General features: G+C 71.0%; 24 protein-coding genes, 1 tRNA gene and 1 pseudogene. 11 read left to right on the top strand and 15 right to left on the bottom strand.

From position 1 onward, the window contains the following. The first annotated feature begins 199 nt into the window (after window positions 1-199). The 4 genes and pseudogenes from AC3CF1_RS19915 to AC3CF1_RS19900 all read left to right on the top strand — a co-directional run bounded on the left by AC3CF1_RS19915 (window position 200) and on the right by AC3CF1_RS19900 (window position 3,809). A complete protein-coding gene (locus AC3CF1_RS19915) occupies window positions 200-1,000 on the top strand; it encodes a DUF881 domain-containing protein (protein ID WP_354982169.1) in 801 nt (266 codons plus the stop codon). A gap of 472 nt (window positions 1,001-1,472) precedes the next feature. After that, window positions 1,473-2,873, top strand: a pseudogene (locus AC3CF1_RS19910) (class E sortase); the annotation flags it as partial. Between the two features lie 4 nt (window positions 2,874-2,877). Beyond that, window positions 2,878-3,156: a hypothetical protein gene (locus AC3CF1_RS19905; protein ID WP_088950858.1), complete on the top strand. Its 279-nt coding sequence runs from the start codon at window positions 2,878-2,880 to the stop codon at window positions 3,154-3,156. A gap of 2 nt (window positions 3,157-3,158) precedes the next feature. Further along, complete coding sequence (locus AC3CF1_RS19900; RefSeq protein WP_354982171.1) at window positions 3,159-3,809, top strand: aminodeoxychorismate/anthranilate synthase component II; 651 nt, start codon at window positions 3,159-3,161, stop codon at window positions 3,807-3,809. 21 nt (window positions 3,810-3,830) lie between these two features. Here AC3CF1_RS19900 and AC3CF1_RS19895 read toward each other — a convergent pair whose 3' ends face one another. The 8 genes from AC3CF1_RS19895 to AC3CF1_RS19860 are packed head-to-tail and all read right to left on the bottom strand — an operon-like array spanning window position 3,831 to window position 13,541. Beyond that, window positions 3,831-4,520 carry a SanA/YdcF family protein gene (locus AC3CF1_RS19895; RefSeq protein ID WP_488451013.1) on the bottom strand — a complete coding sequence of 230 codons (690 nt, stop codon included), beginning with the start codon at window positions 4,518-4,520 and terminating at the stop codon, window positions 3,831-3,833. Between the two features lie 28 nt (window positions 4,521-4,548). Next, a complete protein-coding gene (pknB, locus tag AC3CF1_RS19890; RefSeq protein WP_488451012.1) occupies window positions 4,549-6,363 on the bottom strand; it encodes a Stk1 family PASTA domain-containing Ser/Thr kinase in 1,815 nt (604 codons plus the stop codon). After that, complete coding sequence (locus AC3CF1_RS19885) at window positions 6,360-7,772, bottom strand: protein kinase domain-containing protein (RefSeq protein WP_355159806.1); 1,413 nt, start codon at window positions 7,770-7,772, stop codon at window positions 6,360-6,362. Before AC3CF1_RS19885 ends, pknB begins: the two co-directional genes overlap by 4 nt. Next, complete coding sequence (locus tag AC3CF1_RS19880; protein ID WP_354982175.1) at window positions 7,772-9,277, bottom strand: peptidoglycan D,D-transpeptidase FtsI family protein; 1,506 nt, start codon at window positions 9,275-9,277, stop codon at window positions 7,772-7,774. Before AC3CF1_RS19880 ends, AC3CF1_RS19885 begins: the two co-directional genes overlap by 1 nt. Then, complete coding sequence (locus AC3CF1_RS19875; RefSeq protein WP_354982176.1) at window positions 9,274-10,764, bottom strand: FtsW/RodA/SpoVE family cell cycle protein; 1,491 nt, start codon at window positions 10,762-10,764, stop codon at window positions 9,274-9,276. Before AC3CF1_RS19875 ends, AC3CF1_RS19880 begins: the two co-directional genes overlap by 4 nt. 30 nt (window positions 10,765-10,794) lie before the next feature. After that, entirely contained in the window at window positions 10,795-12,264 is a 1,470-nt protein-coding gene (locus AC3CF1_RS19870; RefSeq protein ID WP_354982177.1) for a PP2C family protein-serine/threonine phosphatase, read from the bottom strand. Beyond that, entirely contained in the window at window positions 12,261-12,746 is a 486-nt protein-coding gene (locus AC3CF1_RS19865; RefSeq protein ID WP_088950851.1) for an FHA domain-containing protein FhaB/FipA, read from the bottom strand. Before AC3CF1_RS19865 ends, AC3CF1_RS19870 begins: the two co-directional genes overlap by 4 nt. A gap of 6 nt (window positions 12,747-12,752) precedes the next feature. After that, window positions 12,753-13,541 carry an FHA domain-containing protein gene (locus AC3CF1_RS19860; protein ID WP_007454122.1) on the bottom strand — a complete coding sequence of 263 codons (789 nt, stop codon included), beginning with the start codon at window positions 13,539-13,541 and terminating at the stop codon, window positions 12,753-12,755. 207 nt (window positions 13,542-13,748) lie between these two features. Here AC3CF1_RS19860 and AC3CF1_RS19855 point away from each other — a divergent pair. The 3 genes from AC3CF1_RS19855 (at window position 13,749) to AC3CF1_RS19845 (ending at window position 15,820) form a co-directional block, all read left to right on the top strand. Then, a tRNA-Leu gene (locus AC3CF1_RS19855) sits at window positions 13,749-13,834 on the top strand. A gap of 64 nt (window positions 13,835-13,898) precedes the next feature. Further along, window positions 13,899-15,014, top strand: coding sequence for an NAD-dependent epimerase/dehydratase family protein (locus AC3CF1_RS19850; protein ID WP_172862135.1), 1,116 nt, complete (start codon window positions 13,899-13,901; stop codon window positions 15,012-15,014). Continuing rightward, window positions 15,011-15,820, top strand: coding sequence for a WecB/TagA/CpsF family glycosyltransferase (locus tag AC3CF1_RS19845; protein WP_371408168.1), 810 nt, complete (start codon window positions 15,011-15,013; stop codon window positions 15,818-15,820). Before AC3CF1_RS19850 ends, AC3CF1_RS19845 begins: the two co-directional genes overlap by 4 nt. A gap of 65 nt (window positions 15,821-15,885) precedes the next feature. Here AC3CF1_RS19845 and AC3CF1_RS19840 read toward each other — a convergent pair whose 3' ends face one another. After that, window positions 15,886-17,442, bottom strand: a complete 1,557-nt coding sequence (locus AC3CF1_RS19840; protein WP_354982179.1) for a S8 family peptidase — start codon at window positions 17,440-17,442, stop codon at window positions 15,886-15,888. A gap of 218 nt (window positions 17,443-17,660) precedes the next feature. Here AC3CF1_RS19840 and AC3CF1_RS19835 point away from each other — a divergent pair, with 218 nt between their 5' ends. Further along, window positions 17,661-18,260, top strand: a complete 600-nt coding sequence (locus AC3CF1_RS19835) for a hypothetical protein (RefSeq protein WP_088950848.1) — start codon at window positions 17,661-17,663, stop codon at window positions 18,258-18,260. Here the strand turns inward: AC3CF1_RS19835 and AC3CF1_RS19830 are convergent. The 3 genes from AC3CF1_RS19830 to AC3CF1_RS19820 all read right to left on the bottom strand — a co-directional run bounded on the left by AC3CF1_RS19830 (window position 18,228) and on the right by AC3CF1_RS19820 (window position 19,914). Next, window positions 18,228-18,626, bottom strand: coding sequence for a hypothetical protein (locus AC3CF1_RS19830; RefSeq protein WP_088950847.1), 399 nt, complete (start codon window positions 18,624-18,626; stop codon window positions 18,228-18,230). The genes AC3CF1_RS19835 and AC3CF1_RS19830 overlap by 33 nt on opposite strands. A 215-nt stretch (window positions 18,627-18,841) precedes the next feature. Then, entirely contained in the window at window positions 18,842-19,063 is a 222-nt protein-coding gene (locus AC3CF1_RS19825) for a DUF397 domain-containing protein (RefSeq protein ID WP_088950846.1), read from the bottom strand. Then, entirely contained in the window at window positions 19,039-19,914 is an 876-nt protein-coding gene (locus AC3CF1_RS19820; protein WP_088950845.1) for a helix-turn-helix domain-containing protein, read from the bottom strand. Before AC3CF1_RS19820 ends, AC3CF1_RS19825 begins: the two co-directional genes overlap by 25 nt. 626 nt (window positions 19,915-20,540) lie before the next feature. On the opposite strand from AC3CF1_RS19820, the gene AC3CF1_RS19815 reads away from it, so the two are divergent. Together AC3CF1_RS19815 and AC3CF1_RS19810 are read left to right on the top strand one after the other, a co-directional pair. After that, a complete protein-coding gene (locus AC3CF1_RS19815) occupies window positions 20,541-20,825 on the top strand; it encodes a hypothetical protein (protein WP_088950844.1) in 285 nt (94 codons plus the stop codon). Between the two features lie 98 nt (window positions 20,826-20,923). After that, entirely contained in the window at window positions 20,924-21,385 is a 462-nt protein-coding gene (locus AC3CF1_RS19810) for a hypothetical protein (RefSeq protein WP_354982181.1), read from the top strand. A gap of 7 nt (window positions 21,386-21,392) precedes the next feature. Here AC3CF1_RS19810 and AC3CF1_RS19805 read toward each other — a convergent pair whose 3' ends face one another. Both AC3CF1_RS19805 and AC3CF1_RS19800 read right to left on the bottom strand, forming a co-directional pair. Further along, the gene (locus AC3CF1_RS19805; protein ID WP_488451011.1) at window positions 21,393-22,331 is read right to left on the bottom strand and encodes a PASTA domain-containing protein; all 939 of its coding nucleotides are present in this window, start codon (window positions 22,329-22,331) and stop codon (window positions 21,393-21,395) included. A gap of 150 nt (window positions 22,332-22,481) precedes the next feature. Next, on the bottom strand, window positions 22,482-23,192 hold the full coding sequence (locus AC3CF1_RS19800) for a PASTA domain-containing protein (protein WP_488451010.1): 711 nt from the start codon (window positions 23,190-23,192) through the stop codon (window positions 22,482-22,484). 122 nt (window positions 23,193-23,314) lie between these two features. Between AC3CF1_RS19800 and AC3CF1_RS19795 the strand changes: the two genes are divergently transcribed. Then, complete coding sequence (locus AC3CF1_RS19795; RefSeq protein WP_488451009.1) at window positions 23,315-24,697, top strand: hypothetical protein; 1,383 nt, start codon at window positions 23,315-23,317, stop codon at window positions 24,695-24,697. Between the two features lie 120 nt (window positions 24,698-24,817). Here the strand turns inward: AC3CF1_RS19795 and AC3CF1_RS19790 are convergent, their stop codons facing one another. Beyond that, on the bottom strand, window positions 24,818-26,296 hold the full coding sequence (locus AC3CF1_RS19790) for a glutamate-cysteine ligase family protein (RefSeq protein ID WP_141912009.1): 1,479 nt from the start codon (window positions 26,294-26,296) through the stop codon (window positions 24,818-24,820). Between the last annotated feature and the right edge of the window lie 158 nt (window positions 26,297-26,454).

The raw sequence follows: 26,454 nt of genomic DNA, 5'->3' as shown, positions 1-26,454 counted from the left end.
ACCTCGTCCGGCCTGACAACCGGGCGCCGGGGCGACGGTCCATGGCCAATAATGTTCGAGAGCTAGCGTAGTCCCGATTGCCCGCCCGGACCACGAATGGGGTCAGGCCGGTGCACGGAGTGACCGAAAGAGGCGGGACTGTTCGCATCACCGGCCCGGCCGGAGCGGACCGATCCCTGATACGCGGAAGGAACGCTCGGTGGAGTACACATCCGGCGCAACCTCCTGGCAGAAGGTCCTGCGCCGGGCCGCCGCCGGGCTGCTGCCCCGGCGGCCGCGTCAACGGCGTCCGGGCTGGTCGATCGGGGTGCCCCTGATCGCCGCCGCGGCGGGGCTGCTCTTCACCACTTCCGCGACCACAGCCGACGGCACCGCCCTGCGCGAGGACCGGCGACCCCAGCTCAACCAGCTCATCGAGGACCGCCGCGAGCAGGTGGCGGCGAGCGAGCGACGGGCCGCCACGCTGCGCGGCGAGGTCGAGCAACGCACCAACACGCTCGCCGGCTCGGACACCCCGATCAAGAGTCAGCAGAATCGCGCCCAGGGCAGCCTCCAGGCCGCCGGGTTCACCGCCCTCGCCGGCCCCGGGGTGACAGTGGAGCTGAACGACGCGCCGCAGCTCGACCAGACCCAGTCGGACGCCAGCAACGACGACCTGGTGGTGCACCAGTCTGACGTACAGGCGGTGGTCAACGCGCTCTGGGCCGGCGGAGCGGAGGCCATGTCAATCATGAATGTCCGCGTGCTCACGACCAGCGCGGTACGCTGCGTCGGTAACACCCTGCTGCTCCATGGCCGGGTGTACTCCCCACCGTTCAAGATCGTGGCGATCGGCGATCCCGCTGCCCTCCAGCAGGCCCTCGCCAGCTCTGAGGGAGTCCGGTTGTTCAAGGACGCGGTCGACGACTACCAGCTCGGTTACAAGGAAACGCCCTCCACGGTGCGGGTCCCGGCATTTGAGGACTCAACCGCCCTGCGTTCGGCTACGGTGCCCAAATGAGTGGGCCGGACGAGCGTCGCGACGGGCGACACCGGAATCAGACCGACGAGCCGACCGATTTCCTTCCCAAGGTCGACCGTCCCGAGCCGGCACCCCGGCCGACCCCGGCCGGCAACTGGCCCGAGCCGGTGCTGCCGAGCAGACCCCTTGCGCCGCGCCCGCTGACCAACCCCGAGGCTCCCCGCGTCACCGAACCTCCCCGCGTCACCGAGCCTCCCCGCACTCCAGAGCCTCCCCGCACCCCGGAGCCGCTGCGCGCCGCTGAGCCTCCTCGGGACGACCGGCCTGCTGTGCCCCCGCCTGGCCGCACCGAGAATCCCGGACGTGTCGACCATCCGGGACGACCGGGCGCCAGCCGACCCGACCCGGCCCCGGGTCGCCCAGGTGTCGAAGCGCCTCCGCCCTGGCCGGGCAACACGGCGCACAGGCCGAGCCCGCACGGTGGAGCCGGCCTGCCCCCTTCGGCGCCCCCGGCCCACCGCCGACCCCGACCAACCAGGGCCCCGTTCGACCCGCTGCCCCCGGCAACGTCCCGACCCGACCTTCCTGGCCCAGTGCCTCGTCCACGCGACCGGCCGGAGCCGCCTCGACTCCGCCACCGGCGACCGGCGACCGGCCGGGTGCGGTCCCGACCAACCCGGGCGCTGCCGGCGGGATGCCGACCCACCCGACCTCGGGCACGCCGGGCCGGCCTGCCCCGTCCGGCCCCTCGACCCCGCCGGTTGCCGACTCGCCGACCGCGTTGATACCCCAGGTCCCCGCCAGGCCCGCACGCCCCACCGGCTCCCCGGCCGCGCCGATCTCACCGGCCGCCCCCGACCGCGTGTCGGCAGCCGGGCAGGACAACTTCTTCCCGACCGGCCCTGGCCGTGTCCCTCCGGCCGCGCCCGGTCGGGTCACTCCGGCCGGGCCGGGTCGAGTCCCGCCGGCGGCGCCCGATCGCGCCGTCGACCCGGGCGCCACGGCGTTGATCCCGGCCGTGCCCGCCACCCCCGCAACCCGGCCGCCAGCCATGGACTCGACGGCGCTGATGGGTGCCGTGCCCCGCGCCTCGATCCCCGACGATCAGACCGGTGGCGGCGACAACCCCGCCGAGCCTCCTCGACCCCGGCGCGGCGAACGGGTCATCCAACTCCGGCCACACCAGACCGGGGAGGGCTACAAGAGCGTCTACTCCGAGCTGACCCGGCCGTCGCTCGGCTCCCGGATCCGCACCGGCATCCGCGTCACCGGCGAGGTCCTGATCACCTTCGGCCTCGTCGTGCTGCTCTTCGCCGGCTACGAGGTCTGGGGCAAGTCGGCCATCGTCGACGCCCACCAGGACGACCTCAACAGCCAACTCGCGCAGGAGTGGGGCCCGACCGACGACCCGACAGTGGCTCCATCGGTCGGCCCGAGCGTCAAACCGTCGCCACCGGTACGCGGCAAGCCGCTCGCGGGCCTCTACATCCCCAAGCTCGACAAGAACTGGGTCGTCGTCGAGGGCGTCACCCAACAGGACATCCGCTACGCCCCGGGCCACTACCCGGCCAGTGCGCTGCCCGGCCAGGTGGGCAACTTCTCCGTCGCCGGCCACCGCAACCGGGCCACCTTCTGGCGACTGGACGAGCTCGATGACGGCGACGCGATCGTCGTCGAGAGCAAGACCGACTGGTACGTCTACCGGGTGTCGCAGTCGCGGATCGTCCGACCGACACAGGTGGAGGTGGTGGCACCGGTGCCCGGCGATCCGGACAAGAAGCCGACCAAGCGGATGCTCACCCTGACCACGTGCAACCCGAAGTTCGACAACTACCAGCGCCTGATCATCCACGCCGAACTGGACCGCACCCAACCCAAGTCAGCGGGCCGCCCGACGGAGCTGGGAGGCTGATCCGATGTACGCGTTCATCTGGCGCAAGCTGCCCTTCGGCCTGGTCGGAAAGCTGACCGGCTCGGTGCTCCTGGTGGCCGCCACAGTGGCCCTGCTCTGGTATGTCGCCTTCCCGTGGGCCGAGCCCCTGCTGCCCTTCGACGACGTGCAGGTCGAGTCCGGCGTTCCCGCGGAGTCGGGCGACAACGCCCCGGTGACCGGTGACACGCCGGCCGGCGACGAGCACGAGCTGCCGTACGACACCGACCAGAACAACCCCGTGCCGTCCTCCCCGAGCAGGTGACCATGCGGGTTTTGGTGATCGACAACTACGACTCGTTCGTCTTCAACCTCGTGCAATACCTGGGCCAGCTCGGCGTGGACTGCGAGGTCCGCCGCAACGACGAGATCGACGTCGCGGAGGTGGGCAGGGTCGGCGCGGACGGCATCCTGCTCTCACCCGGGCCGGGCAGCCCCGACCGCGCCGGCATCTGCCTGGACGTCATCCGGGAGTACGCGGGCGAGCTGCCGATCTTCGGCGTCTGCCTCGGCCACCAGGCGATCGGCGAGGCGTTCGGGGCGACCGTGACCCGCGCCCCCGAGCTGCTGCACGGCAAGACCTCCGCGGTCCGGCACAACTCGGTGGGTGTCCTCGCCGGCCTGCCCGACCCGTTCACCGCCACCCGGTACCACTCACTCGCCGTGCTCCCCGAGACGCTCCCCGACGAGCTGGAGGTGACCGGCTGGACCGGCTCCGGCGTGGTGATGGCGATGCGGCACCGCACGCTGCCCATCGAGGGCGTCCAGTTCCACCCGGAGTCGGTGCTCACCGAGGGCGGCCACCTGATGCTGGCCAACTGGCTGGCCGGCTGCGGTCACCCGGAGGCGCTGGAGCGGGCACCCGCGCTCGCCGCGGAGGTCGACGCCCGCCGACTGGCCGCATTCGCCACCAGCTGAGGCTCCGCCACCCGGCTCGGGTCAGTTCCGCAGCGCGTTCTGGACCGCCGGGTCAGCGGGCGAGCGGACCGCCGGAGCGCGGCCCCGGAGCGCGTCCCACGCCGCCTTGCCACTGGCGAAGTAGTCCCGGACCGACTTCTCGGCCAGCAGGGCAGGGCCGCAACCGTCGCACCGGGCGACCACCCCGTCGACATCGAGGCCGAGATGTCGACACAGCGTCACCGCCCGGGACAGGTGGTAGGACTGGGTCACGATCAGGGCCCGCTCGACGCCGTACACCTCACGCGCGCGGGCGCAACTGTCGTAGGTGTCCAGACCGAAGGGGTCGGCCACGACGCGTCGCGGGTCGACACCTCGCTCGGTGAGGTACGACGTCATCACGGCCGGCTCGTCACCTGATGTGCCGCCGCCGTCGCCCGAGACGAGGACGACAGTTGCCCGTCCGCTGGTCACCAGTGCGGCGGCGGTCTCCAGGCGACCGGCGAGCCGATCACCTGGCCGCTGCCGATCGGCCGACACCGCGGTGCCGAGGACGATCACCACGTCGGCGGACGGCGCATCCGCCTCGTCGTGCACGTGGCCGCGCGCGGCGAAGGTCGTCCACAGCCACGGAAGGCTGACGAGGGTCAGCACGGCGATGCCCAGGACGACCACCCGGCGGAGGCGGCGAAACCGGCCGCTCACCGGCCCGGAGGCTTCGACGTCCGTCATACCGATGGCCGAGCCCGAGGGCGTCGGACTAGTCCTCGGGGAGCCGGGTCGGCGGGGGCGGGAACGGCAGACCGATGCCGCCCCCGTTGCCGGGAGTGGTCGGCGTGGCTGACGGCGTACCGGACGGTGTCACGGTGGGCGTCGGGTCGACCTTCTCCGGGATGCTGATCTCGATGGTCACGGTCCTGTCCTTCGCCAGCGACGTGCCGGCGTTGGGGCTCTGCTTCTGCACCCGGCCGGCCTGGCTGGCCGGCACCTCGTCGCCGTCCCGGAACTCGACCTTGTAGCCCGCCTCGCGAAGTTCCTGGGCGGCCTCGTCCCGGGTGGAGTTGACCACGTTGGGCACCTTGTTGACGTTGCCCTTCGAGACCTCGACGGTGACCTTGCTGTCCTGCGGGACGGTGGTGCCCGAGGGTGGGGTCAGCTTGAGGACGATGCCCTCCTGCGCGGGATTGTCGACATTCTTCTCGTCGACCTTCAACCCCAGGCCCTCGAGTTGGGTCTTGACGTTGTCGAACTGCGCGTTGATCAGATTCGGTGGAATCTTCACGTCGGGCTTGCCACCGCAGAGCTGGATGGTCACCGTGCTGGCCTGCTTCAGCCGAGTGCCCGGCGGAGGGTCCTGCTTGGCGACGGTGTTCTTCGTGCAGTCGTTGGCCAGGACGGGGTCGCCCACCCGCGGTTGGAGGTCGGCGCCGCTGATCGCGGCGACCGCTGCGGCCTGGTCCTTGCCGACCAGGGTCGGCACCGACTTGTTGGCCTTGTCCTGCTGCTGACTCCAGAGCAGGGCCGCGACCAGGGCGATCACCGCCAGCACGCCGACCGCGCTGAACGTCGCGATCAGCCAGGAGGACGCCTTGCGCTGGCGCGGATCGCCCACCCGTGCCATCTGCCCGGTCTGCGGCCCACCGGCGGGAGCCGGGTAGCCGCCCCGGCCCGCGGCCGGCGACATCGCCACCGTCTCCGCCTCGGTCATGACCGGGGTGGCCAACACGGGCCGGCCGGCGGCGGCACGGAGCAGGTCGGCCCGCATCTCGCCGGCGCTCTGGTAGCGGTTGAGCGGGTTCTTCGACAGTGCCTTCAGGACGATCGCGTCGATCGCCGGGGTGACGTCCGGGTTGATGTCGCTCGGCGTCGGCGGCGTCTCCCGTACGTGCTGGTAGGCGACGCTGACCGGGCTGTCCCCGACGAACGGCGGGTGCCCGCACACCAACTCGAAGAGCACACAGCCGGCCGCGTACACGTCGGAGCGGGCGTCGACGGCCTCGCCGCGCGCCTGCTCCGGGGACAGGTACTGCGCCGTGCCGATCACCGCGCTGGTCTGCGTCATGGTGGTCGCACCGCTGGCGAGCGCGCGGGCGATGCCGAAGTCCATCACCTTGACCTGGCCGGTCTGGGTGAGCATCACGTTGCCCGGCTTGATGTCGCGGTGGATGATGCCGTGCCGGTGGCTGAACTCCAGGGCCGCGCACATGTCGGCGCAGATCTCCAACGCCCGGCGCGGCTGCAACCGCCCCTCGGCGCCGAGGACCTCCTTCAAGGTCCGCCCGTTGACGAACTCCATCACGATGAACGGCAGTGTCTCGCCGGTCGGCGCGGTCTCCTCGCCGGTGTCGTAGACCGCCACGATCGCCGGGTGGTTGAGCGAGGCGGCGTTCTGCGCCTCCCGACGGAATCGCATCTGGAACGTCGCGTCCCGGGCCAGGTCGGTACGGAGCATCTTGATCGCGACGTCCCGACCGAGCCGGAGGTCGCGACCGCGGTGCACCTCGGCCATGCCGCCGTAGCCGAGCAGCTCGCCGACCTGGTACCTGCCACCGAGCAGGCGGGCCTGCGCTGTCATCGCGTCTGTCGTCCTTCGCTCGTCGTCGTCCCGCCGTTGCCCGGCTGGAGTCGTACCTCCCGACGGTACGACGTTCGGGTCGGATCGTCGCGCCCGTCGAGTCGTAGCGCGCCGGACGTCACGGCACGTGGAGTCATCCCGGCGTGTTCACCGGCCTGCGACTGCTTCCGCAGGTTGTAGGAAATCACGCCGGAGCAGAGTAGGACCAGCACGGCCAGCAGGATGGCGAGAAGGACCATCCCGGGCCGGGACCGGCGGGGACCGGGCGACGGCACCGACGGGCCGGCCTGCCGGACGTACGCCGGTGGGTGTTCCTGGCGGGGCGGTGCCGACGGCACCGAGGCGGCGCCGCGCGGATACCCGTTCGGTGCCATCGGCGGCCGGGCGGGCTGGACTGCCGGCGCGACGGCGGTGGGGCGCGGCTGCTGCTGGGCTGACGCGACCGCTGTCGGCCTCGGCCCGGCGGCCGGTGGGCGGGCGCCTGGCGGGCGCATCTGGTGTGCCTGCGGCACCTGGGCCCGGCCGGGCGCGGCGGGCGATGCCGGCGCCACGGAGACCGGCCCCGAGTTGCCACCGGCCCTGGCCTGCTGGGAGAGCGTGACCTTGAGCTGGCGGGCGACCCCGGCGAGTGCGGCGGCGCTCGGCCACCGGGCCGCCGGGTCCTTGGCCAGCGCCCGTTCCACCACCTGGCGGACCTGCGGCGGGATGTCGGCGGGCAACGGCCGGGGCTTCTCCCGCACGTGCTGCATCGCGATGTCGAGCGGGTTGTCACCCTCGAACGGGCGCCGACCGGCCAGGCACTGGTAGGCGACAACGCCGAGCGCGTACACATCGGATGCCGGGGTCGCCACGCCGCCGGTGGCCTGCTCAGGCGAGATGTACGAGGCGGTGCCGAGCACCGAGCCGGCGGCGGTGAGCTGGCCGACGAGGTCGGAGCGGGCAATGCCGAAGTCGGTCAGCACCAACGTGCCGTTCGGCCGGACCAGCAGGTTGCCCGGCTTCACGTCGCGGTGCACGATGCCCTTCTCGTGCGCCGCGTGCAACGCGTCCGCGGCCTGTGCGACGAGGGCCATCGTCCGGGCCGGGGTGAGCCGGCCGACCCGGCTCAGCGTGGACGACAGGGCGTCGCCCTCGACGTACTCCATGACCAGGAACGCGATCTGCTGGTCGTTGCCGAAGTCGTAGACGTCGACCACGCCGGGGTGGTTGATGGTGGCCATGGTGCGGGCCTCACCGCGGAACCGCTCGGCGAAGTCCGGGTCGTCGAGCAGCGCGGGCAGCAGGCTCTTGACCGCGACCGTCCGGCCGAGCACCTGGTCTGTGCCGCGCCAGACGTCGCCCATGCCGCCGCTGGCGATCCGCTCGTCGAGACGGTAACGGTTGCCGAGCTGAACGCCGGGGCTCAGCATCAGCGACCCCCGGGGTCGGCGATGGCGGCCCGCATGACCTGGCCGGCGATCCGGGCCGCCTCGGCGCTGCCGCCGGAGCCAGCCTGCTCCAACATCACGCAGACCGCGGAGACCGGAGTGCCGTTCTTGTCCAGCGCGAAGCCGATGAACCAACCGTGGTCGGGCCGGTCCGGAGCGGACTGCGCGGTGCCGGTCTTGCCACCGACCGTGTAGCCGTTGATCGCGGCCTTCCGCCCGGTGCCGTTCTCGACCACGCTGACCATCATCTCGCGCAGGTCGGTAGCGACCTGCGCGTCGACCGGCTGGCGCAGCTCACGGGCCTTGGCGGTGTAGTAGCTGGTGGTCCGGTCCGGAGCGAGCAACTGCCGCACCAGGTACGGCCGCATCTGACTGCCGTTGTTGGCGACCGCACCGGCGATCATGGCGCCTTCGAGCGGGGTCATCGTGACGTTGTTCTGGCCGATCGAGGACTGGGCCAGTGCGGCCGGGTCGGTGCTGCCGTCGGGGTTCTGCATGTCCCCGGTCCGGCTGGCCTCCGTGCGCAGGCCTCCCTCGCCGAGCTGACCGACGGTGAGGTCCTCCTGCTCGAAGCCGAACTGCCGGGCCTTCTCCTTGAGGGTCTCGGCACCGAGCCGCACACCGAGCTGGGCGAAGCCGGTGTTGCACGACTCGGTGACCGCCTCCATCAGGGTCACCTTCGGCTCCGGGCAGATCGACGCAGCGGCGTTGCGGATCGGGCTGCCCGAGGTGGGCGGGGTCCAGTTGGAGCCGGCCGGGATCTGGGTCGTCTTGCTGATCCCGTTCTCCAACGCCGCCGCGGCGACCACGATCTTGAAGGTGGAGCCCGGCGGCAGCGTCTCGGAGAGCGCGCGGTTCTTCAGCGGGCCGTCCGGGTCCTGTTCCAGCTTGTTGAACGCCGCAGACGCCTCGGCTCCGTCGTGGCTGGCCAGGGGGTTCGGGTCGAAGCTGGGCATGGAGACCAGCGCCTGAACGGCGCCGGTACGCGGATCGATGGCGATCACCGCGCCCTTCTTCGCCCCCACCTGGTTGTTGCGCAGTTGGTCGTACGCCGTGTCCTGAGCCCGCTTGGAGAGCGTGAGCAGCACGTTGCCGCCACCGGTGTCGTCGCCGGTGAACATGTCCTTGAACCGGTCGCCGATCAAATTGTCGCTGGTGCCGGCCAGGAAGTCGTTCTCCACGCGCTCGATGCCGGTCTCGGCGAGGTTGACCGGCTTGTAGCCGAGCACGTGGGCGTACTTTGCGCCGCCCGGGTAGGTGCGCTGGAACTTCAGCTTGCCGGTGGTCTCCTTGCTGGTGGCCAGCGCGGTGCCACCAGCCTCGATGTTGCCGCGCTTGCTCTTGTAGTCGGCGACCTGGACCCGACCGTTGTAGTCGCTGGTGCGGTATTCGTCGGCCTTCTGGAACTGAACCCAGTTGAGGTTCGCGAAGAGCAGGCCGAACAGGACCATGACGACAACGCCGACGCGGCGCAATGGTGCGTTCACGGCTTGATCACCTCCGTGGGAGCACCGTGCAGCTGCTCGGGCGGGCCACCGGCGGGTCGGGCAGCCTTGCTGGCGCTCCCGCCCACCGGCCGGCGGGCTCCGTCGGAGACCCGCAGCAGCACCGCGATGAGCAACCAGTTGGCCATCAACGACGAGCCACCGGCGGACAGGAACGGGGTGGTCTGACCGGTCAGCGGAATGAGCTTGCTGATCCCACCGACGATCACGAAGACCTGGAGGCCGAGGGTGAACGCCAGACCGCCGGCGAGCAGCTTGCCGAACGAGTCCCGGACCGCGAGCGCGGCACGCAGCCCTCGCTCCACGATCAGCAGGTAGACGACCAGCAGCGCGGAGAGACCGAAGAGGCCGAGCTCCTCACCGAGGCCGGCGAAGATGAAGTCGTTCTGCACCTCCGGCAGGATCTCCGGCTGGCCACCGCCCGGCCCCGCACCGAAGAGCCCGCCCGTGCCAAGGGCGAGCAGCCCCTGGACGAGTTGGTAGCCCTGGTCGGTCGGGTCGGCGAACGGGTCCAGCCAGATCTCCGCACGCACGTAGAAGTTGGCGAACGGCCCGCCGACCGTCGAACCGAGGACGTAGGCGAGATAGGCGCCGCCGAAGAAGAGGACCAGGCCGATCAGCAGCCAGCTGACCCGTTCGGTGGCGATGTAGAGAGTCACCACGAACATGCCGAAGTAGAGCAGCGAAGTGCCCAGGTCCTTCTCGAAGATGAGCACCAGGAGGCTGATCAGCCAGACCACGACCACCGGGCCGAGGTCGCGCCCACGCGGGAAGTCGATGCCGAGGAAACGCCGGCTGGCCAGCGACAGCACCTCGCGCTTGCGCACCAGGTAGTAGGCGAAGAAGACCAGCAGCGCCAGCTTGGCGAACTCACCCGGCTGGATGGAGAACAGGCCGACATCGATCCACAGTCTGGCGCCGTTCTTCTCGGAGATGCTGCGCGGCAGCACCGCCGGGAGCATCACCAGCACGATGCCGGCCAGGCCCAGGGTGTACGCGTACCGGGAGACCGAACGGTGGTCGCGCATGATGACGAGCAGAGCGGCGGCGAGGATCACCGAGAGGAGCGTCCAGGCCAGCTGGCGCCCGCCCTGCCCCGCGAAGATAGCCAGGCTCTCCCGCTCGGCCACCGGGGCGTCGCCCAGGTCGATGCGACGCAGGAAGCCCACCCCGAGCCCGTTGAGCAGGGCCACCGCCGGCAGCAGGGCCGGGTCGGCGAACGGGGCGAGGAACCGGATGACCAGGTGCAACCCGAGGAAGACCGCACCGAGCGCGGCTGCGGGCATCCAGAAGTCCGGGGTGACCGTGTCCAGCAGGTTCGCTTCGACGGTCGCCCCGTACGCGGCCACCAGCACCATCGCGAGCAGCAGCAGGGACAGCTCGGCGTTGCGGCGCGACCGCGCCAGGCGTACGCCGGACTGCTCGCCCGCGGTGGCGGGCGAGGGTGCCGGTGTGGCCGCTACGGTCACGGGTGGAGTCCTCTGGATCTCAGCCGACGCTCACTCAGGAGACCGGCAACCGGCCGGGTCGAGCGCCGGTGTGGCCGAATCGGAGGGCGTGACGTCGGGTGTGGTGGTCGGGCCGGTCGCACCGACGGCGTCGGTGGCACCGACGGTCGGGCTCGCGCTGGCAACCCCGTTGGGGGTCACCGACGCATCGGCGCTCGGGCTGCCGTTCGGGGTCGGCGTCGTGCCGGTCGGCGGGGGCGTCGGAGTGCCGCCCACCGTGCCGGTCGGGTCGAGGGGACAGAGCGGCTTCAGGTTGGGGTTGCTCGGGGTGTCGCTGGTCAGCTCGGCGAGCTGACGCTCGGCGTCCGGCTCGTTCTTGGCCCGGATGCCGACCTTGACGGTGTCCTGCGCGGCGACCGTGAGGTCGTCCAGTCGGGTGCCGCTGCGCCGGTGCACGGTGGAGAGGTCCATCCCGGCGATCTGACCCTGGACGCCACGGAAGACGGCGACCTGGCCCTCGTCGGTGGCTCCCACGTAGTACTGCCGCTGGGTGTACGTCCAGCCGCCGAAGGCTGCTCCGCCCACGATGATCAGCAGGGCCAGGGCCATGGCTGCGGTCCGCACCGGGCGGCGCTTCGGCCGGTCCGATTCGTCGTCCGATGCTGCCGGCTCCTCCGGCGCGGGCGGGCGCGGCGCGGAGAGCGCCGATGCCCGTGCGGCCGGGGTCGAGTCGTCCGCGGAGGTCGCCATGCCCCGGTCGCGAGCGGCGGCGCCGCCGACGATGGGGGTCGCCTCGACGATGTCATGATCCGTCGCGTCGGCGATGATCACCGTGATGTTGTCCGGACCGCCGCCGCGCAGCGCGAGCTGCACCAGCCGCTCGACGCACTTCTGCGGGTCGACGTATTCCCGCAGGGTCTCGCCGATGGTTTCGGCGCTGACCACACCCGAGAGGCCGTCGGAGCAGATCAGGTACCGGTCGCCGGGCAGAACCTGGCGCACCGAGTATTCCGGGTCGATGTCCCGGCCGTCCAGCGCTCGGGTGAGCAGCGACCGCTGTGGGTGGCTGCTCGCCTCCTCTGCGCTGATCCGGCCTTCGTCGACGAGCATCTGGACGTAGGTGTCGTCCTTGGTGATCTGCGCGAACTCGCCGTTACGCAGCAGGTAGGCCCGCGAGTCACCGATGTGGACCATTCCCAGCTTGCTGCCGGTGAAGAGGGTCGCCGTCAGTGTGGTGCCCATCCCCTCCAACTGCGGGTTGGCGTCCACCGTGTCGCGGAGTTGTTGGTTGGCGGTGCCGACGGCCGAACGCAACGCATCGACGAGGGCGTCCCCCGGGACGTCCTCGTCGAGCGGCGCCATGGCACCGATGACGATGTTGCTGGCGACGTCACCGGCGGCCATACCGCCCATGCCGTCGGCAACGGCGAGTAGCCGCGGCCCGGCGTAGACGGAGTCTTGATTGCCGTCTCGGATCAGACCGCGGTCGCTGTGGGCCGCATAGCGCAGGGTCAGAGTCATGGCCGTAATTCGAGGGAAGTGCGGCCGATCCGGATCGGCACGCCGAGGGGGACGGGGGTTGGTCCGGTGACCTTAGCGCGATCGAGGTACGTGCCGTTAGTCGAGCCAAGGTCCTCGACGTACCACTGCCCGTCACGTGGCACGAGCCGGGCGTGTCGCGCGGAGGCGTAGTCGTCGGTGATGACCAGGGTGGAGTCCTCGGCCCGACCAATGGTGATCTGCGCTTCACCCAGAGTGATCCTGGTGCCGGCCAGTTGGCCGGCCGTCACCACCATCTGGTGCGCCGCCCTGCCCCGTTTCACCTTCGCCGGCTTCGCCCCCTGCCCGGTCGAGGCTCCCACCGCGCGTGGTGCGGCGACCAGACGACCGGACCGGGCGCCCGCGAAGAGATCCCGCCGGATCACGCCGACCACCGTGAACACGAAGATCCACAGCAGGATCAGGAACCCGAACCGGGCAACCGTGATGACCAGTTCCGGCAAGGCGGGTCAGCCGTCCACGCGGAAGGTCAGCGTCGTGGTGCCGAGCTGGACCATGTCACCGGGGTTCAGAGCGACGGCGGAGACCCGCTGCCCGTTGACCATGGTGCCGTTTGTCGACCCCAGATCGGTCAGCACGACCTGACCCCCGTCGAAATCCAGCCGGGCGTGTCGCCGGGAGATGCCGACGTCGGGCAGGCGCAGGTTGGCCTGGTCGCCGCGACCGATCACCGTCGACCCCATCTGGAGGGGGTAGGTGCGACCGTCGCCGGAGACCAGCCGCACGTTGCGACCGCCACCGTGCCCAGGCGGGGGGCCGTAGCCACCGCCCTGGTCGTACGCGGGGTAGGCGGGCGGGCCAGCGTCGTAGCCGGGTGCCGACACCGGGGCGACCTCGCCGCCGGTGTAGACCTCGGCCGTGACACGGAACATGCCCGTGTCCAGGCCCTCGCCTCGCTCGATCTCGACGATCACGTCGCCGTAGACAGTCCAGGCCTGCTCGCCGATGAACTCCGCCTGCGACTGGGCCAGTTCCTGGGCCAGCGCAGCGGCGTACGGCGCCAGCCGACTGTGGTCGAACGGCGAGAGATCGATCACGTAGCGGTTGGGCACCAACGTGCGCCCACCGGCCAGGATCGCCTTGTGCGCCTCGGCCTCCCGCTGCATGGCGTTGAGGATCTCCACGGGGTGGACCACCCCTTTGAAGACCTTGGCAAAGGCCCCTTCGACCAGGCCTTCCAGACGCTTCTCGAAGCGTTGCAGCACGCTCACCGGCTCCTCCTCGGGTCCCGAGGACATGATGGTATCCGGCCGGCGCGCGCGCAGCTCACACGCCGCTCGGCCGGCTGCTCTCGACCCGTTCGGAAGGGCCGGGATTGTCGTGCTAATCTTTCGTCCGCCACGAACGGTAACCGCTCGTGGCGAGCGCCAGGGACAGCGTAGTATTCCCGAGGCCCGCTGGAGACAGGGGGACCGGGGCGGCTACAGTGTTCCGGGTCGTGCCACGGGGATGTGGCGGAATGGCAGACGCGCACGGTTCAGGTCCGTGTGCCCGAAAGGGCGTGGGGGTTCAACTCCCCCCATCCCCACCACCGACGAGGGCTCCGCTTGATGCGGGGCCCTTCCGTCATATCGGGACGTGCCGGGCGTCACGCTATGCTGCGTTGGATTCTGCCTCCGATGGACCAGGAGTGGCGTGTGAGTGTCGCGTTGGTGACAGGGTCGGGTGGCCTGATCGGCTCCGAGGCGGTCCGGCACTTCGCCGGCCTCGGCCTGGACGTTGTCGGCATCGACAACGACATGCGCCGGTACTTCTTCGGCGAGGACGGCTCCACCTCGTGGAGCCTGGAGCGGCTCGGCCGGGACCTGGGCAACTCGTACACCCATTACGCGGTGGACATCCGGGACCGGGACGGCCTGGAGCAGGTCTTCAAGAAGTACGGCTCGGACATCGCCGTGGTGATCCACAGCGCCGCGCAGCCGAGCCACGACTGGGCCGCCAAGGAGCCGTACACGGACTTCGACGTGAACGCCGGCGGCACGCTCAACATCCTGGAGAACACCCGCCAGCACGCGATCGACGCGCCGTTCATCCACTGCTCGACCAACAAGGTCTATGGCGACCGGCCCAACAGCCTGCCGCTGGTCGAGCTGGAGACGCGGTACGAGCTGCCCGAGGACCACCGCTGGCACCAGGGCATCACCGAAGAAATGTCGATCGACCACTCGCTGCACTCGGTCTTCGGCGCGTCCAAGGTCGCCGCGGACGTGATGGTCCAGGAGTACGGGCGCTACTTCGACATGAAGACCGCCTGCTTCCGGGGCGGCACGCTGACCGGCCCGGCCCACTCCGCGGCCGAGCTGCACGGATTCCTGGCCTACCTGATGCGCTGCGTCATGGAGGGCCGCACATACAACCTGTACGGCTACAAGGGCAAGATGGTCCGCGACGCGATCCACTCGCGTGACGTGCTGACCGCGTTCGAGGCGTTCTTCCGGGCCCCGCGCTCCGCCGAGGTCTACAACCTCGGCGGCGGCCGGCACTCCAACACCTCCCACATCGAGGCGTTCCGGATCGCCGAGGAGATCACCGGCCGCGAGGCACGGATCAACTACGTCGAGCAGAACCGCACCGGCGACCACCAGTGGTATGTCAGCAGCATGGCCCGGTTCGAGGAGCAGTACCCGGACTGGAAGATCACATACGACGTGCCGATGATCCTGCGCGAGATCTACGAGGCCAACGTCGGCAAATGGGTGCCCCAGTCATGACCACGCCACGGACCAAGCGCAACGTCCTCGGTGTTTTGGTCGACGCCACCGACTACGCCACGGCGACCGACGCGGTGGTGACCGCGGCGCACGAGCGGCGCCCGCTCGCGCTGACCGCGCTGGCCGTGCACGGTGTGATGACCGGAGTGCTGGACCCGGCGCACAACGCGCGGCTCAACTCCTTCGACGTGGTCACTCCGGACGGGCAGCCGGTGCGCTGGGCGCTCAACCTGCTGCACCACGCCGGGCTCACCGACCGGGTCTACGGGCCGACGCTGACGCTGCACGTGCTGTCGCGCTTCGCCGACGAGGGCCTTCCGGTCTACCTGTACGGCTCGACCGAGGAGACCCTCGCCAGGTTGATCCCGGCCCTGGAGCGGATGTTCCCGGCGCTGAAGATCGCCGGGGTGGAGCCGTCGAAGTTCCGTGCCGCCCAGCCCGGTGAGGATGCCGAGATCGCCGACCGGATCCGTTCCAGCGGTGCCCGGCTGGTCCTGGTGGGGCTCGGCTGCCCGCGCCAGGAGGTCTTCGCGTACGCCATGCGACCGCTGCTCGACATGCCGCTGATGGCGGTCGGCGCGGCCTTCGACTACCACGCCGGGCTGCTCCGCCAGCCCCCGTCATGGATGCAGCGCGCCGGCCTGGAGTGGTTCTGGCGTCTGGGTCTGGAGCCGAAGAGGCTCTGGCGCCGCTACGTCATCCTCAACCCGGCCTACCTGAGCCGGCTCGCCGCCCAGAAGACCGGCCTGTGGAAGGCCCGCCCGCCGGCGCCGGCCACCGAAATGCCGGCCACCTTCTCGGTCTGACCCGATCCCGTACGGCACGAGGCCCCACCGGTCTTCCGGTTGGGGCCTCGGCCGTGGGAGACCGGTCAGACGGTCAGGGTCCAGGTGTTGATGTAGCCGGTGTCGGCCGAGTAGGTGTCCCGCACCTGGAGCCGCCAGATGCCGTCGGCGGCCTCACCGGACACGTTGACCGTGTACGTGGCGTTCACGTTGTCGGCGCTGTCCGAGGTGCTGCTGTTCTTCAACCGGTACGCGCTGCCGTCCGGCGCGAGCAGGTCGATGACCAGGTCACCGCGGTAGGTGTGCACGATGTTCACCGCGACGGTGGAGGTCGACGAGGCGTTGCGTCCACAGCCGGAGATGGTGATCGAGCTGGTGACCGCGGCGCCGGCGTCCGGGATCGACACGTCGGAGCCGTTGGTGCCGGTGCAGCCGGTGGGCGGCGGCGGGGTGGTGCCGGTGCCCACGTTGAGCAACAGGTTCGGCGAACCCGAGCCGGGGTTGGAGACCACGTTGGGGGTCGCGTTGGCCACCAGTTGGTTGCGGACCTGCGCCGGGGTCCAGCCCGGGTTGGCGCTGGCCACCAGGGCCGCCGCTCCGACCACGTGGGGCGTGGCCATCGAGGTGCCGCTGATCGTGTTGGTGGCGGTGTTGCTCGTGTACCAGGCCGAGGTGATCGACGAGCCGGGCGCGAAGATGTCCAGGCAGGTGCCGATGTTGGAGAACGACGACCGGGCGTCCGTGTTGGTCGTCGAGCCGACCGTGATGGCTTCCGTGGTGCGCGCCGGCGAGGTGTTGCAGGCGTTCGCGCCGCTGTCGTTGCCGGCCGCCAGGCCGTACGTCACACCCGAGGCGATCGAGTTGCGGACGGCGTTGTCCAGTGAGGTGTTCGCGCCGCCGCCGAGGCTCATGTTGGCCACGGCCGGCTTGATCGCGTTCGCGGTGACCCAGTCGACACCGCCGATCACGCCGGCGTTGGTGCCGCTGCCGGAGCAGTTCAGCACCCGTACGCCGACGAGCTGGACGGCCTTGGCAACCCCGTACGAGGAACCGCCGACGGTGCCGGCGACGTGCGTGCCGTGCCCGTTGCAGTCGTCGGCCGAGCCGCCGTCCACCGCGTCGTAGCCGGAGGTCGCCCGGCCACCGAAGTCGTTGTGGGAGAACTTGATGCCGGTGTCGATGATGTAGGCGTGCACGTTGCTCGCCGTGTTCGGGTAGGTGTAGGAGCTGTCCAGCGGCAGGTTGCGCTGATCGATCCGGTCCAGGCCCCAGGAGGGCGGGTTGGCCTGCGTTCCGGAGATCGACACGGTGTGGTTCTGCTCGACGTACGCCACCGCAGGGTCGGCGGCGATCCGCGCCGCCGCGCTCGCGCTGACCTTGACCTCGAAGCCGCGCAGCGCCGCGCCGTAGGTGCGGGCCACCGTGCCACCGTGGCGGCCGGAGAGCCGCTTCGCGGTGTCACCGACCCGGTCCCGGGCCACCGCGCTGTCCTTGAGTACGACGATGTAGCTGTCCGGCACGGCGGTGGCGCCGCCCGCGGCCCGGACCGCTCCGGTGGGTTCGGCTGCCAGCGCTGGGGTGCCGACCGCCAGCATGGTCGCTGCGGCCACCCCGACCAGCACGGACCTTCGTGGAAGACCCATTTCCTACCTCCCTCCGACCGGCGGCGGAACGCGACCGCCAGTCCCCTGAATCAATCGACCATTGCCGATCCAGCTGAGGGTAGATCAGGGCACAGGCAGTTGGACATGTCGAAACGTCCATAACTCCAGGAGGATGCCCCCCTACGGGCACGACGTCCGGGACGAACGGGGGACCGGCCCGGATTCGCCTCGCGTCGATCCGGGAAAGACTCTCGAACATGGAGAGTCAGCTCACCATCCTGCTTCCGGTCGCCGCCCTCTGGCTGGCCGCCGGCGTCGTTGCCGACGGCCTCCCTCGGCTGCACAACACCCGCGTGCTGCGTCGGCGTACCGGATGGTTGCTGGTGTTGACCCTCACCGGGGTGGCGCTCACCGCGGCCGTGCTCGGCGGCGGTCTGCTCAGCGCCGGCACCACGCCGGTCGACCGGGCGGCCGCCGGGCTCGGCCTGGCGGCGGGGCCGGCGCTCGTGGCCGCGGTCTGCTCGGTACGCCGGGTCCGCCGGCTGTGGGCCGGCGCGGGCGCCTTCGCCAGCGCGCCCGCGACACCTGCGCCGCACGGGTTGCGCGCCGCCGCGGCCCACCCGCTGCTCGGGCTGCCACTGCAGGTGACCGCCCTGGCCACGGTGCCTGCGGTGATCGCGGCGACCGGCACCGACCTCGGCGCCGATCCGAGTGTCACCGGGCCGGCGATCACCGTGGGCGCGCTCGCGGTGGCCGCCATCGCGGTCCGGCACGCGCTACGCCACAGCCGTCTCGCCGAGCGGGCCCAGCCCGACGTGCCACGGTCAACGCGGGCGACCAACCCCCTGCACGTATAGCAGCTCCAGGATTGCCCTCGTCGCTTCGAACCAACGGTCCAGCCACTCCTGCGGCGGCGCACTGCCCTTCGGCGGCAACTCCATCAGGAGGCCACGCAGCAACGGATGGTCGGCAAGGGACTCGGTGGACTCCATCGGCCAGCCAGTCGGCGGAAACGACGGCTCGATCAGCGGATTCGGGTCCAGCGAGGGCAGCGAGAGCGGCGGGTCCGTCGACTCGGAGGACCCCTCCCGCCCGCTCAACTCCTGGTCCGTCGAAACCACCTCGGTCAGAACGGTGTCCCGACGGGCGCCGCGGTACTTGCCACCGAATCGTTCCGGCTTGGCCGGACCGTTGGTGAGATTGTCTGAACCGATCGTCGTCATCCGTCTCGCCTACTCGCTCGGTTGCGGGTCGGTGCGGCAGACCGTTGGCCATCGCCGTACCGACCGGTTCAACGAGACGGGCGCGTTGTGGCGACGGGATCGCCCACGGAACCTCACCCACCACCGTCACGAACCGGCCTCCCACCAGGGCTTTTCCCCGGCCGTGGCAAAGTCCCCGTCCGGAGGACCGGACGGGGACCTTGTTGACCACTCGGTCAGGCCACGCCGAACGCACCGCCCCGGGTGCCGGCGACGAAGGCGTGCCAGTCACCCGGCGCGAAGACCAGGGCTGGGCCCGCCTTGTCCTTCGAGTCCCGCACTCCGACCGCCCCCGTCACGTATGCCACCTCCACGCAGTTGTCACAGTTCGGCCCGCTCTTCGAGCTCTTGAACCATGCTGCCTGCGCCAGGTTCACGGGGAACCCCTTGGTCGCCATTTCCACAACGGCTCCTCTGCCAGTTTTGCGATGTGTGCGACGGACTCCTCCGGACGTATGGCCGCAGCGCGGATGTGATCGAAGATGAAGCTGTACTTCTGTAGTTCGTCGCTCTTCTCGAGGAAAAGCCCACCCGTGGCGTTCTCCGCGTACACAACATCCGGATCACCGGGCTCAGGGAAGCTGAGGATCGTGAAAGTGCCGTCCATGCCGGCATGCGCACCAACCTCGAACGGCAGGATCTGCAGCGTCACGTTCGGCAACTCGGCCACCTCGACCAACCGCTTGAGCTGGCCGCGCATCACCTCGTCCCCGCCCACCGGCCGACTTACCACCGCCTCATCGAGCACCACCCACAGATCGACCGGATCGTCCTGGGTCAATAACGACTGACGGCCCAGACGGACACGCACTCTCTGGTGCACCTGGTCGGGGGTGAAGTCCGGCCGAGCGGCGCGGATCATGGCGCTGGCGTACTCCTCGGTCTCCAGCAGACCCGGCACGACCTGCTGCTCGTATGCCCGGATCGAACTCGCCGCCGCCTCCAGCCCGACGTACGCGCCGACGAGCACCGTGCTGTACGGGTGCCACCAGCCCTTCTGGCGCGCCTCCCGGGCGATCTGCACGAGCTCGTCGCTCTCGGCGCCGACCACGCCGTAGATCCGCAGCATGTCCCGCACGTCGCGAGGGGTGGCTGTGGTGTGGCCGGTCTCGATCCGGGAGACCTTCGAGGCGGAGCACTCCAACTGCTCGGCGACCACCTCGATGGTGATTCCGGCGGACTCCCGCTGGCGGCGTAGCTCGGCACCGAGCCGTCGCCGTCTGATGGTGGGACTGCGCCTCTCACTCATGGCGCAACCCGTGCGCCACTGGTCTCCGCCGCTGGCTGCTCGACCCCACTCGGGCTACCTCCGGTCACGCGCCACTGGGTGACACCCGCCGGGGGCGCGACCGTCGACCGGCGAGCGTTCGCGACGAAGGGGGTGGTGCCGGTCCTCGGCCGGCCGCGACGGGCGATACCGGCCCTCAGTGTGCCGTCCGGACGCGGATGGCTTCAATAGGCCATTCGCGCGACACGCTCACGTATCGGCAAAAGTCGACGTGCAACTTGCATGAAGCACGTCCCTGATGCAGTCTGTCCGTATGGCACGGATCACTCAGCGTCTCCGTCCGGTCCCTCGGAGTGGTTACCCCACCGAGCCGGGGAAGCCGGACACGACGCGGACCCGGCCGACGATACCCAGACCTGCTCCGGGGTGATGACCCCGCCGCTGCAAGCCGGCAAGCTGCGGCGGCGGGCGCGGTTCCCGGAAGCAGTCGGGTGGTGGTCGGGTGGCGGCACGTCACCAGCGGAGTACGGCCCGACCACCACCATCCGCACCACCGGTTCACGAGGCACGACCCCGTCGCCGGCCGAGACGTCCCCCGTTCAGGCACCGCCGGCACCACGGCCGGCCGATCCTCCCCAGGAGCCCATGTGCTTCCCCGCACCGGTGACGTACTGCACGTGACTCGCGCGGCGAGTGTCCAGTTCCTCAGGCCTATCAAGTTCCGGGTGATCCGGGTCCTCGACTGGCCCACCTATGACGGCTGGCTCTGGCTCGACGGCTACGAGTTGAACGCCGCGGGCGACGCGGTCAACCGACGCTCGATCTTCGTCCAGCGGGCCGGGCTGGAGCAGCTGCAGGCCGCCCCCGAGCCCCGTCCGCACACCGTGCGGGCCCGGCGGCCGGTCGCCCGTACCCCACTCCGGGTGGGCTGACCGACCCGATCCGCCGCCGGTGGGCGTGCCGTCGCCATAGAATCGGTACGCCCACCCCGGCACCGTTCCACCCGCACGTCCAGGACCCTGACCCTGGGATGGTCATGGTCAATCAGCCCGCCCTGCGGCGGCACCACCGCTCCCGTATCGCCTACGCATTCGGACTACTCGCCCTCCTCGGGGCGATGGCCACACTGCTGGTCCTCGTCCGCGACCCAGCGATGTCGTCCACCCGGCTGACCGCGCCGGTGCCCGCACCGGAGATCACCGTGGTCGACGTCGACCCTCCGTCCGACGCAGATCCATCGGTGCGCGACGACCCCGGCTGGATCGGCGCCGATGCTCGGAGCAGCCACGCCGGAGTTGCCGACCCGACCACCCCGGCGGCCGGCCACGGTGCCGGCGGCCAGTCCGACGGGCGTCAGGAACTCACCGAAGCAGCCCCGGCCGGACACACCGCGACGGACGTCCGCCGCTCCCTGTTCTGGTCCGGAATCTTCGGCCTCACCATCTCGCTGGCCGGCCTCGGCCTGGTCGGCACCCGCCGTCGGATGTGGTGACCACCGGTCACGGCGTGTTCGTCACCGTGGGGCGCGCCGTGGTCGGGCTCGCCCCGGTCGAGGGTCGGGCCTGGGAGATCACCAACAACACCTCGTCGTCGGTCGACACCGACGTGCCCGCCTCCGGCTCGGTGCCCACCACGGTCCCCGGCGGCAGTTCCGACGGCCGGTACACCACCCGGTGGGCCAGGCCGAGCCGGTCCAGCAACCCCTCGGCGGTGGCCTGCGGCAGGCCGGCGAGTGGCGGCACCGGCACCTCCTCCGGTGCCGTGCTGGTCGCCGAACTGCTCGGCGTCTCGCTGGTCGGCGCCGCCGAGGTCGGGGACGCGCTGGTCGGCGCGGCGCTGGTCGCGCTGGCGGACGGGAGTGACGGGGTGGACCCGGGGTCGTCCCGATCGTTCTCCCGGCTGGAGAGCACCAGCCAGAGGGCCCCTCCGAGCAGGGCGACGAGCAGCAACGCGAGCACACCCCAGAGGATCGGCAGCCACCATCGCCGGCCGCCCTGTTCCTCCACGTACCACTCCCCGGCGGGTTCCGCCGACCGGGGCGGCCGCACCTCGGCCCGTCCAGACCACGACGGCGGGGTCGGCGGCGCGCTCGGCGACTCGGCGGGGATCCGCCTCGTCTGGTCGCTCGACGGGCCCGACGGCGTACCGGCGGAACGGTCGATCGGCATGGTCTGGTCGCTCGGGGCGCCCGACGGCGTCCCGGCGGAACGGTCGATCGGCATGGTCTGGTCCGGCGACAGGGCGGGACCAGCCGGCTCGGTGCGGTCGATCGGTGTGGTCTCATCCGGAACCGCAGGCCGAGTGACCGGTGCGGTCTCATCCGGCGCAGGGGCAGGTCGAGCCGGTTGCGGTGGTTCCGGCCGGTCGGCCGGTGGCAGAGGGCGGGTCCGGTCGTCGTCGTGCTCGCCGGCGGGAGGCTCCTGGCGGTCGTCGCTCATCGCTCGTCCCTTCCCGGACCGGACGGGCGTCATGGCCCTCGGACCGTCAACCTAGCCGGCCGTAGCGCCCTCGGTGGGGATCAGCGTGTCGAGTCGCGCCGGTCGCGGCCAACCGACCCGCGGCGGGGCCGCGCAAGCCGCCGCCGAGAATCAGCTCGCACCGAGGTCAGGGCGTGGGTTTCGTGGTCGGCTGTTCGGGGCGTCCGCCCCACACCAGATGCTGACCTCGTCGTTCCAGCGGGCAGGGCCATCCTCGGCCGGCTCCTGCCGGGTGACCTTACCGCTGCGTCCACTGACGTAACGCGGGTAGAGGCCCTCGTCGATCAACTCGTTGACGGCCTTGTCGCAGTTGTCCCCGACCACGTCCGGCACCTCGGCCGCTGGCGCCGGCCCGGACACCTGAAGTTGCACAGTCGTGCCCCGGGTGACCTCGGTGCCCACGGCTGGTGAGGTGCTCTCGACCGTACGGCCGGTGCCGCCTCCGAAGACCAACCGCCAGCCCAGCCGCTGCTTGCGCAACGCGTCCCGGGCCTGCACGAAGTCGGTGCCGATCACCGGTGGCACGGTCAGATCCGCACCCTTGGTCGCGGTGGCGGAGGTCCGGATGGCCGACGGTGTGGCCCGGCCGGTGCTCGGCCGTGAAGCGGTGGCCCGGCTGGTCGGCGAACCGGTCGTCGCGACCGCCAACGGATCCCCCGAGGATGCGCCGTCCTCGCCGGCCAGCAGCCAACCGCCCGTCGCTCCGACCGCGGCGAGCAGCACAGCGGCCAGCCCACCGCCCAGCAGCACGCTGGCCCGGCCGGCGCCGCCGCCGTCCTGACCACCGACGGCATCCTGTCGGCCCGTGTTCGTGTCCGTCATACCGCCCACCGCCTCATCACCGGCGACCGTACCGCCCGTCGCCCAACCTGTTGCGCCGGGCCGTTCATACCGGCGGGTCGTGCGACTCGCCGCGCCGACGACGGGACGTTACGCTGCCCGGCATGGCCAGACAGGGCTGGGGAGTGTCGATCGCCACGGCGATCGGGGTCGCTGCCGGCGCGGGCGCCGCCCAACTGGGCTTCGGCTACGGGTTGGGCGTCATCACCTGGACGCCCACCGATGCCGGGGCCACCGACACCGCCTGGGCGGATGGCCTCGCCTGGGCGACCTGGCTCGCTGCCAGCTCAACGGTCCTCGGCGCGGTCTGCGCGCAGCGACTGCACCAACGCGCCACACCGACGACGGCCGAGCCGCAGGTGACGGGCCCCGCCACCGTGCCGGAGCAGGTGACCCAGAGTGGCGGAGTTCCACCTGCCACCGTTGCCGCCGACCCCCACGCGAGCAAGGTGGCCGCGCCCGACGACCGTGGCGGTCTGCTGCGCCGGGTCGCCCTCGCGCTCGGCGCCGGGATCGGCGGCCTGGTGACGGTGCTGCTGATCGCCGTGCCCGCCCGGGTCGCGACCGGCGCGGACACCGGCGCACCGCAACGGACCGCCGCCGTCCAGGCGACGCTCGGCATCCTGCTGGGCGTACTCGTCGCGATCTGGGCGCTCCGCTCCCGGGCAGCCGCGGTCAACGTGACCGCGACGGCCGCCTGGCTCTGGCTGCTCGCGGTGGTCTCGGTTATTGACGGGGTACGCGTCGGGCGAGGGCTGACCGGTGCTCAACTGGGCACCTGGCAGCTCGACCCGGACCACTCGCGGTACTGGATCGGTGACCAGCTCTACTGGCCCGGAGCGCTGCTGGCACTCGTACCCGCGCTGCTGATCGGTCTGCTGGCCGCCCGGCGGGCCGCCCGCCCGGCCGGGCACCGCGTCGGCGCGGCAGCTTCCGGCGCTGCCGGCCCGGTGCTCGTCGCGCTCGCCTACCTGACCACACTGCCGCACTGGTCGACGCTGGGCCCCGCACAGTTGTCCACCCAACTGATCGCCCCGTACGCGGTGATCGCCGGGGTCGGCGGCTCGGTGCTGGCCGCCGTCCTCGCCGAGCGGGCCGACCGGCACCGGGCGGCGCACCGCGGCGCGGCCTCGCCGGGTACGACCACCGGCCCGACCTCGACCGTTGAGCCCGAACTGACCCCGGCTACCGACGGCGGGCCGACTCCGACCGCCCGGGCCACGCCCACTGCGGTCGCCGAAGCCGATCCCGCGCCACCGGCCACCGACTCGTCGACCCGCACCACTGGTCGGCGCAGCAGGGCCGACACCGCACCGCAGGCAACTAAGGCTGTCTCCCCGCCGAACGAGGGTCCGACACCCAGGGTGCCCGCACCACGCGTGAACCCGGACGTCCCGGTTGTCGCCCCATCCCCCACCGAGGATCCGACGTCAAGCGCCCGGCGCACCCGCTCAACCCGCCGCGCCACCCGCCCCACGACGGACTGAGGACTGCCCTGCTCTGTTGACCATGAAGTTGTTGCCATCCCACGCGGCGTGTCGTGGCAACAACTTCATGATCGACGCTCGTGGGGGGTGGGCGGCGCGGGTGGGGGGCGGGATGGGGGGTTAGGGGACTGGCCAGGTGTGGACCGGGTTGTTGGTGCGTTGGAGTTCCGCGTAGCGCTGGACCATGTGGTGCAGCGCGTCCTTCCGGTCCATGCCGTGCCGCCGCTCCGCCGCCCAGACCGCCTCGGTCTGCCAGACGGCACCGTTGCGGCCGGTCCGGCAGCGCTGCTCGATGATGCCGAGCAGCCGGTCCCGCTGGGCCGGGGCGACACCGAACCCGTCCAGGCCGACGGCGGCGGTCGGCAGCAACTGCTCCAGCACCAGCTTGGTGACCGGCACCTCACCGAGCCCGGGCCAGTGCAGCACGGCGTCGAGGCCACGTCGGGCGGCGGCGTGGAAGTTCTCCTCGGCGGAGCTGAAGGTGAGCTGGCTCCAGATCGGGCGGTCCGACTCGGCCAGACCGCGGGCCAGCCCGAAGTAGAAGGCCGCGTTGGCGAGCATGTCCACCACCGTCGGACCGGCCGGGAGCACCCGGTTCTCCACCCGCAGGTGCGGGCGGCCGTTCATGATGTCGTAGACCGGGCGGTTCCACCGGTAGACCGTGCCGTTGTGCAACCTCAACTCCCCGAGCTGCGGCACACCGCCGGCGTGCAGCACCTCCACCGGGTCCTCGTCCTCGCAGATCGGCAGCAGCGGCGGGAAATACCGGACGTTCTCCTCGAACAGGTCGAAGATCGAGGTGATCCACCGCTCGCCGAACCACACCCGGGGCCGTACGCCCTGAGCCTTGAGTTCATCGGGACGAGTGTCGGTGGCCTGCTGGAAAAGGGCGATCCGGGTTTCGGCCCAGAGTTGGCGGCCGTACAGGAAGGGGCTGTTCGCGCCGACCGCCACCTGCACACCGGCGATGGCCTGGGACGCGTTCCAGTAGTCGGCGAAGCTGTCCGGTGCCACCTGGAGGTGGAACTGGAGGCTGGTGCAGGCGGCCTCGGGGGCGATCGAGTCGGTGTGCGTGCGGAGCTGTTCGACGCCACGGATGTCCAGCTCGATGTCCTCGCCCCGAGCGCCGACGATCTGGTCGTTGAGCACCCGGTAGCGCTCGTTGGTGGAGAGATTGTCCTCGACCAGGTGCCCCTCGGTGAGGGTGGGCAGGATGCCGACCAGAACGATCTTGGCGTCGGACCTGGCCGCTCGCTCGTCGGCCCGGGACAGGCTGCCGCGCAGGTCGTGCTCGTATTCGGCGAAACCGGCGCCCTCGATCAGCCGGGGCTCGGCGTTGAGTTCGAGGTTGAACTGCCCCAGCTCGGTCTGGAAGAGCGGGTCGGCGATGTCGGCGAGGATCTCCTCGTTGCGCATCGCCGGCTCGGCCGCCGAGTCGACCAGGTTGAGTTCGATCTCCAGGCCGGTCATCGGTCGGTCGGCGTCGAACCCGAAGTCGTCCAGCATCAGGGCGAAGACGTCCAGGCACCGCCGCACCTTCTGCCGGTACCGGACGCGATCATCCCGGGTGAAGGCGCCCTGCGAGACGTCCCTGCCCATGTGGTGTCCTCCCGACAACCGGCGCGGTCGGGATCCTGCCGTCCCGGAAGCGCATTGTGAACCATCACGGTAAGAGCGCCCACCTGACCGGGGCCAGAGGCCGATGGCGGTGATCCGACATCGACCCGAGCGGACGCTGCTCGTGGCGCCATCTGTAC

The organism is Micromonospora sp. MGP-C2 (genome assembly GCF_057766525.1).
This window is presented reverse-complemented; position numbering and strand designations above follow the sequence as displayed.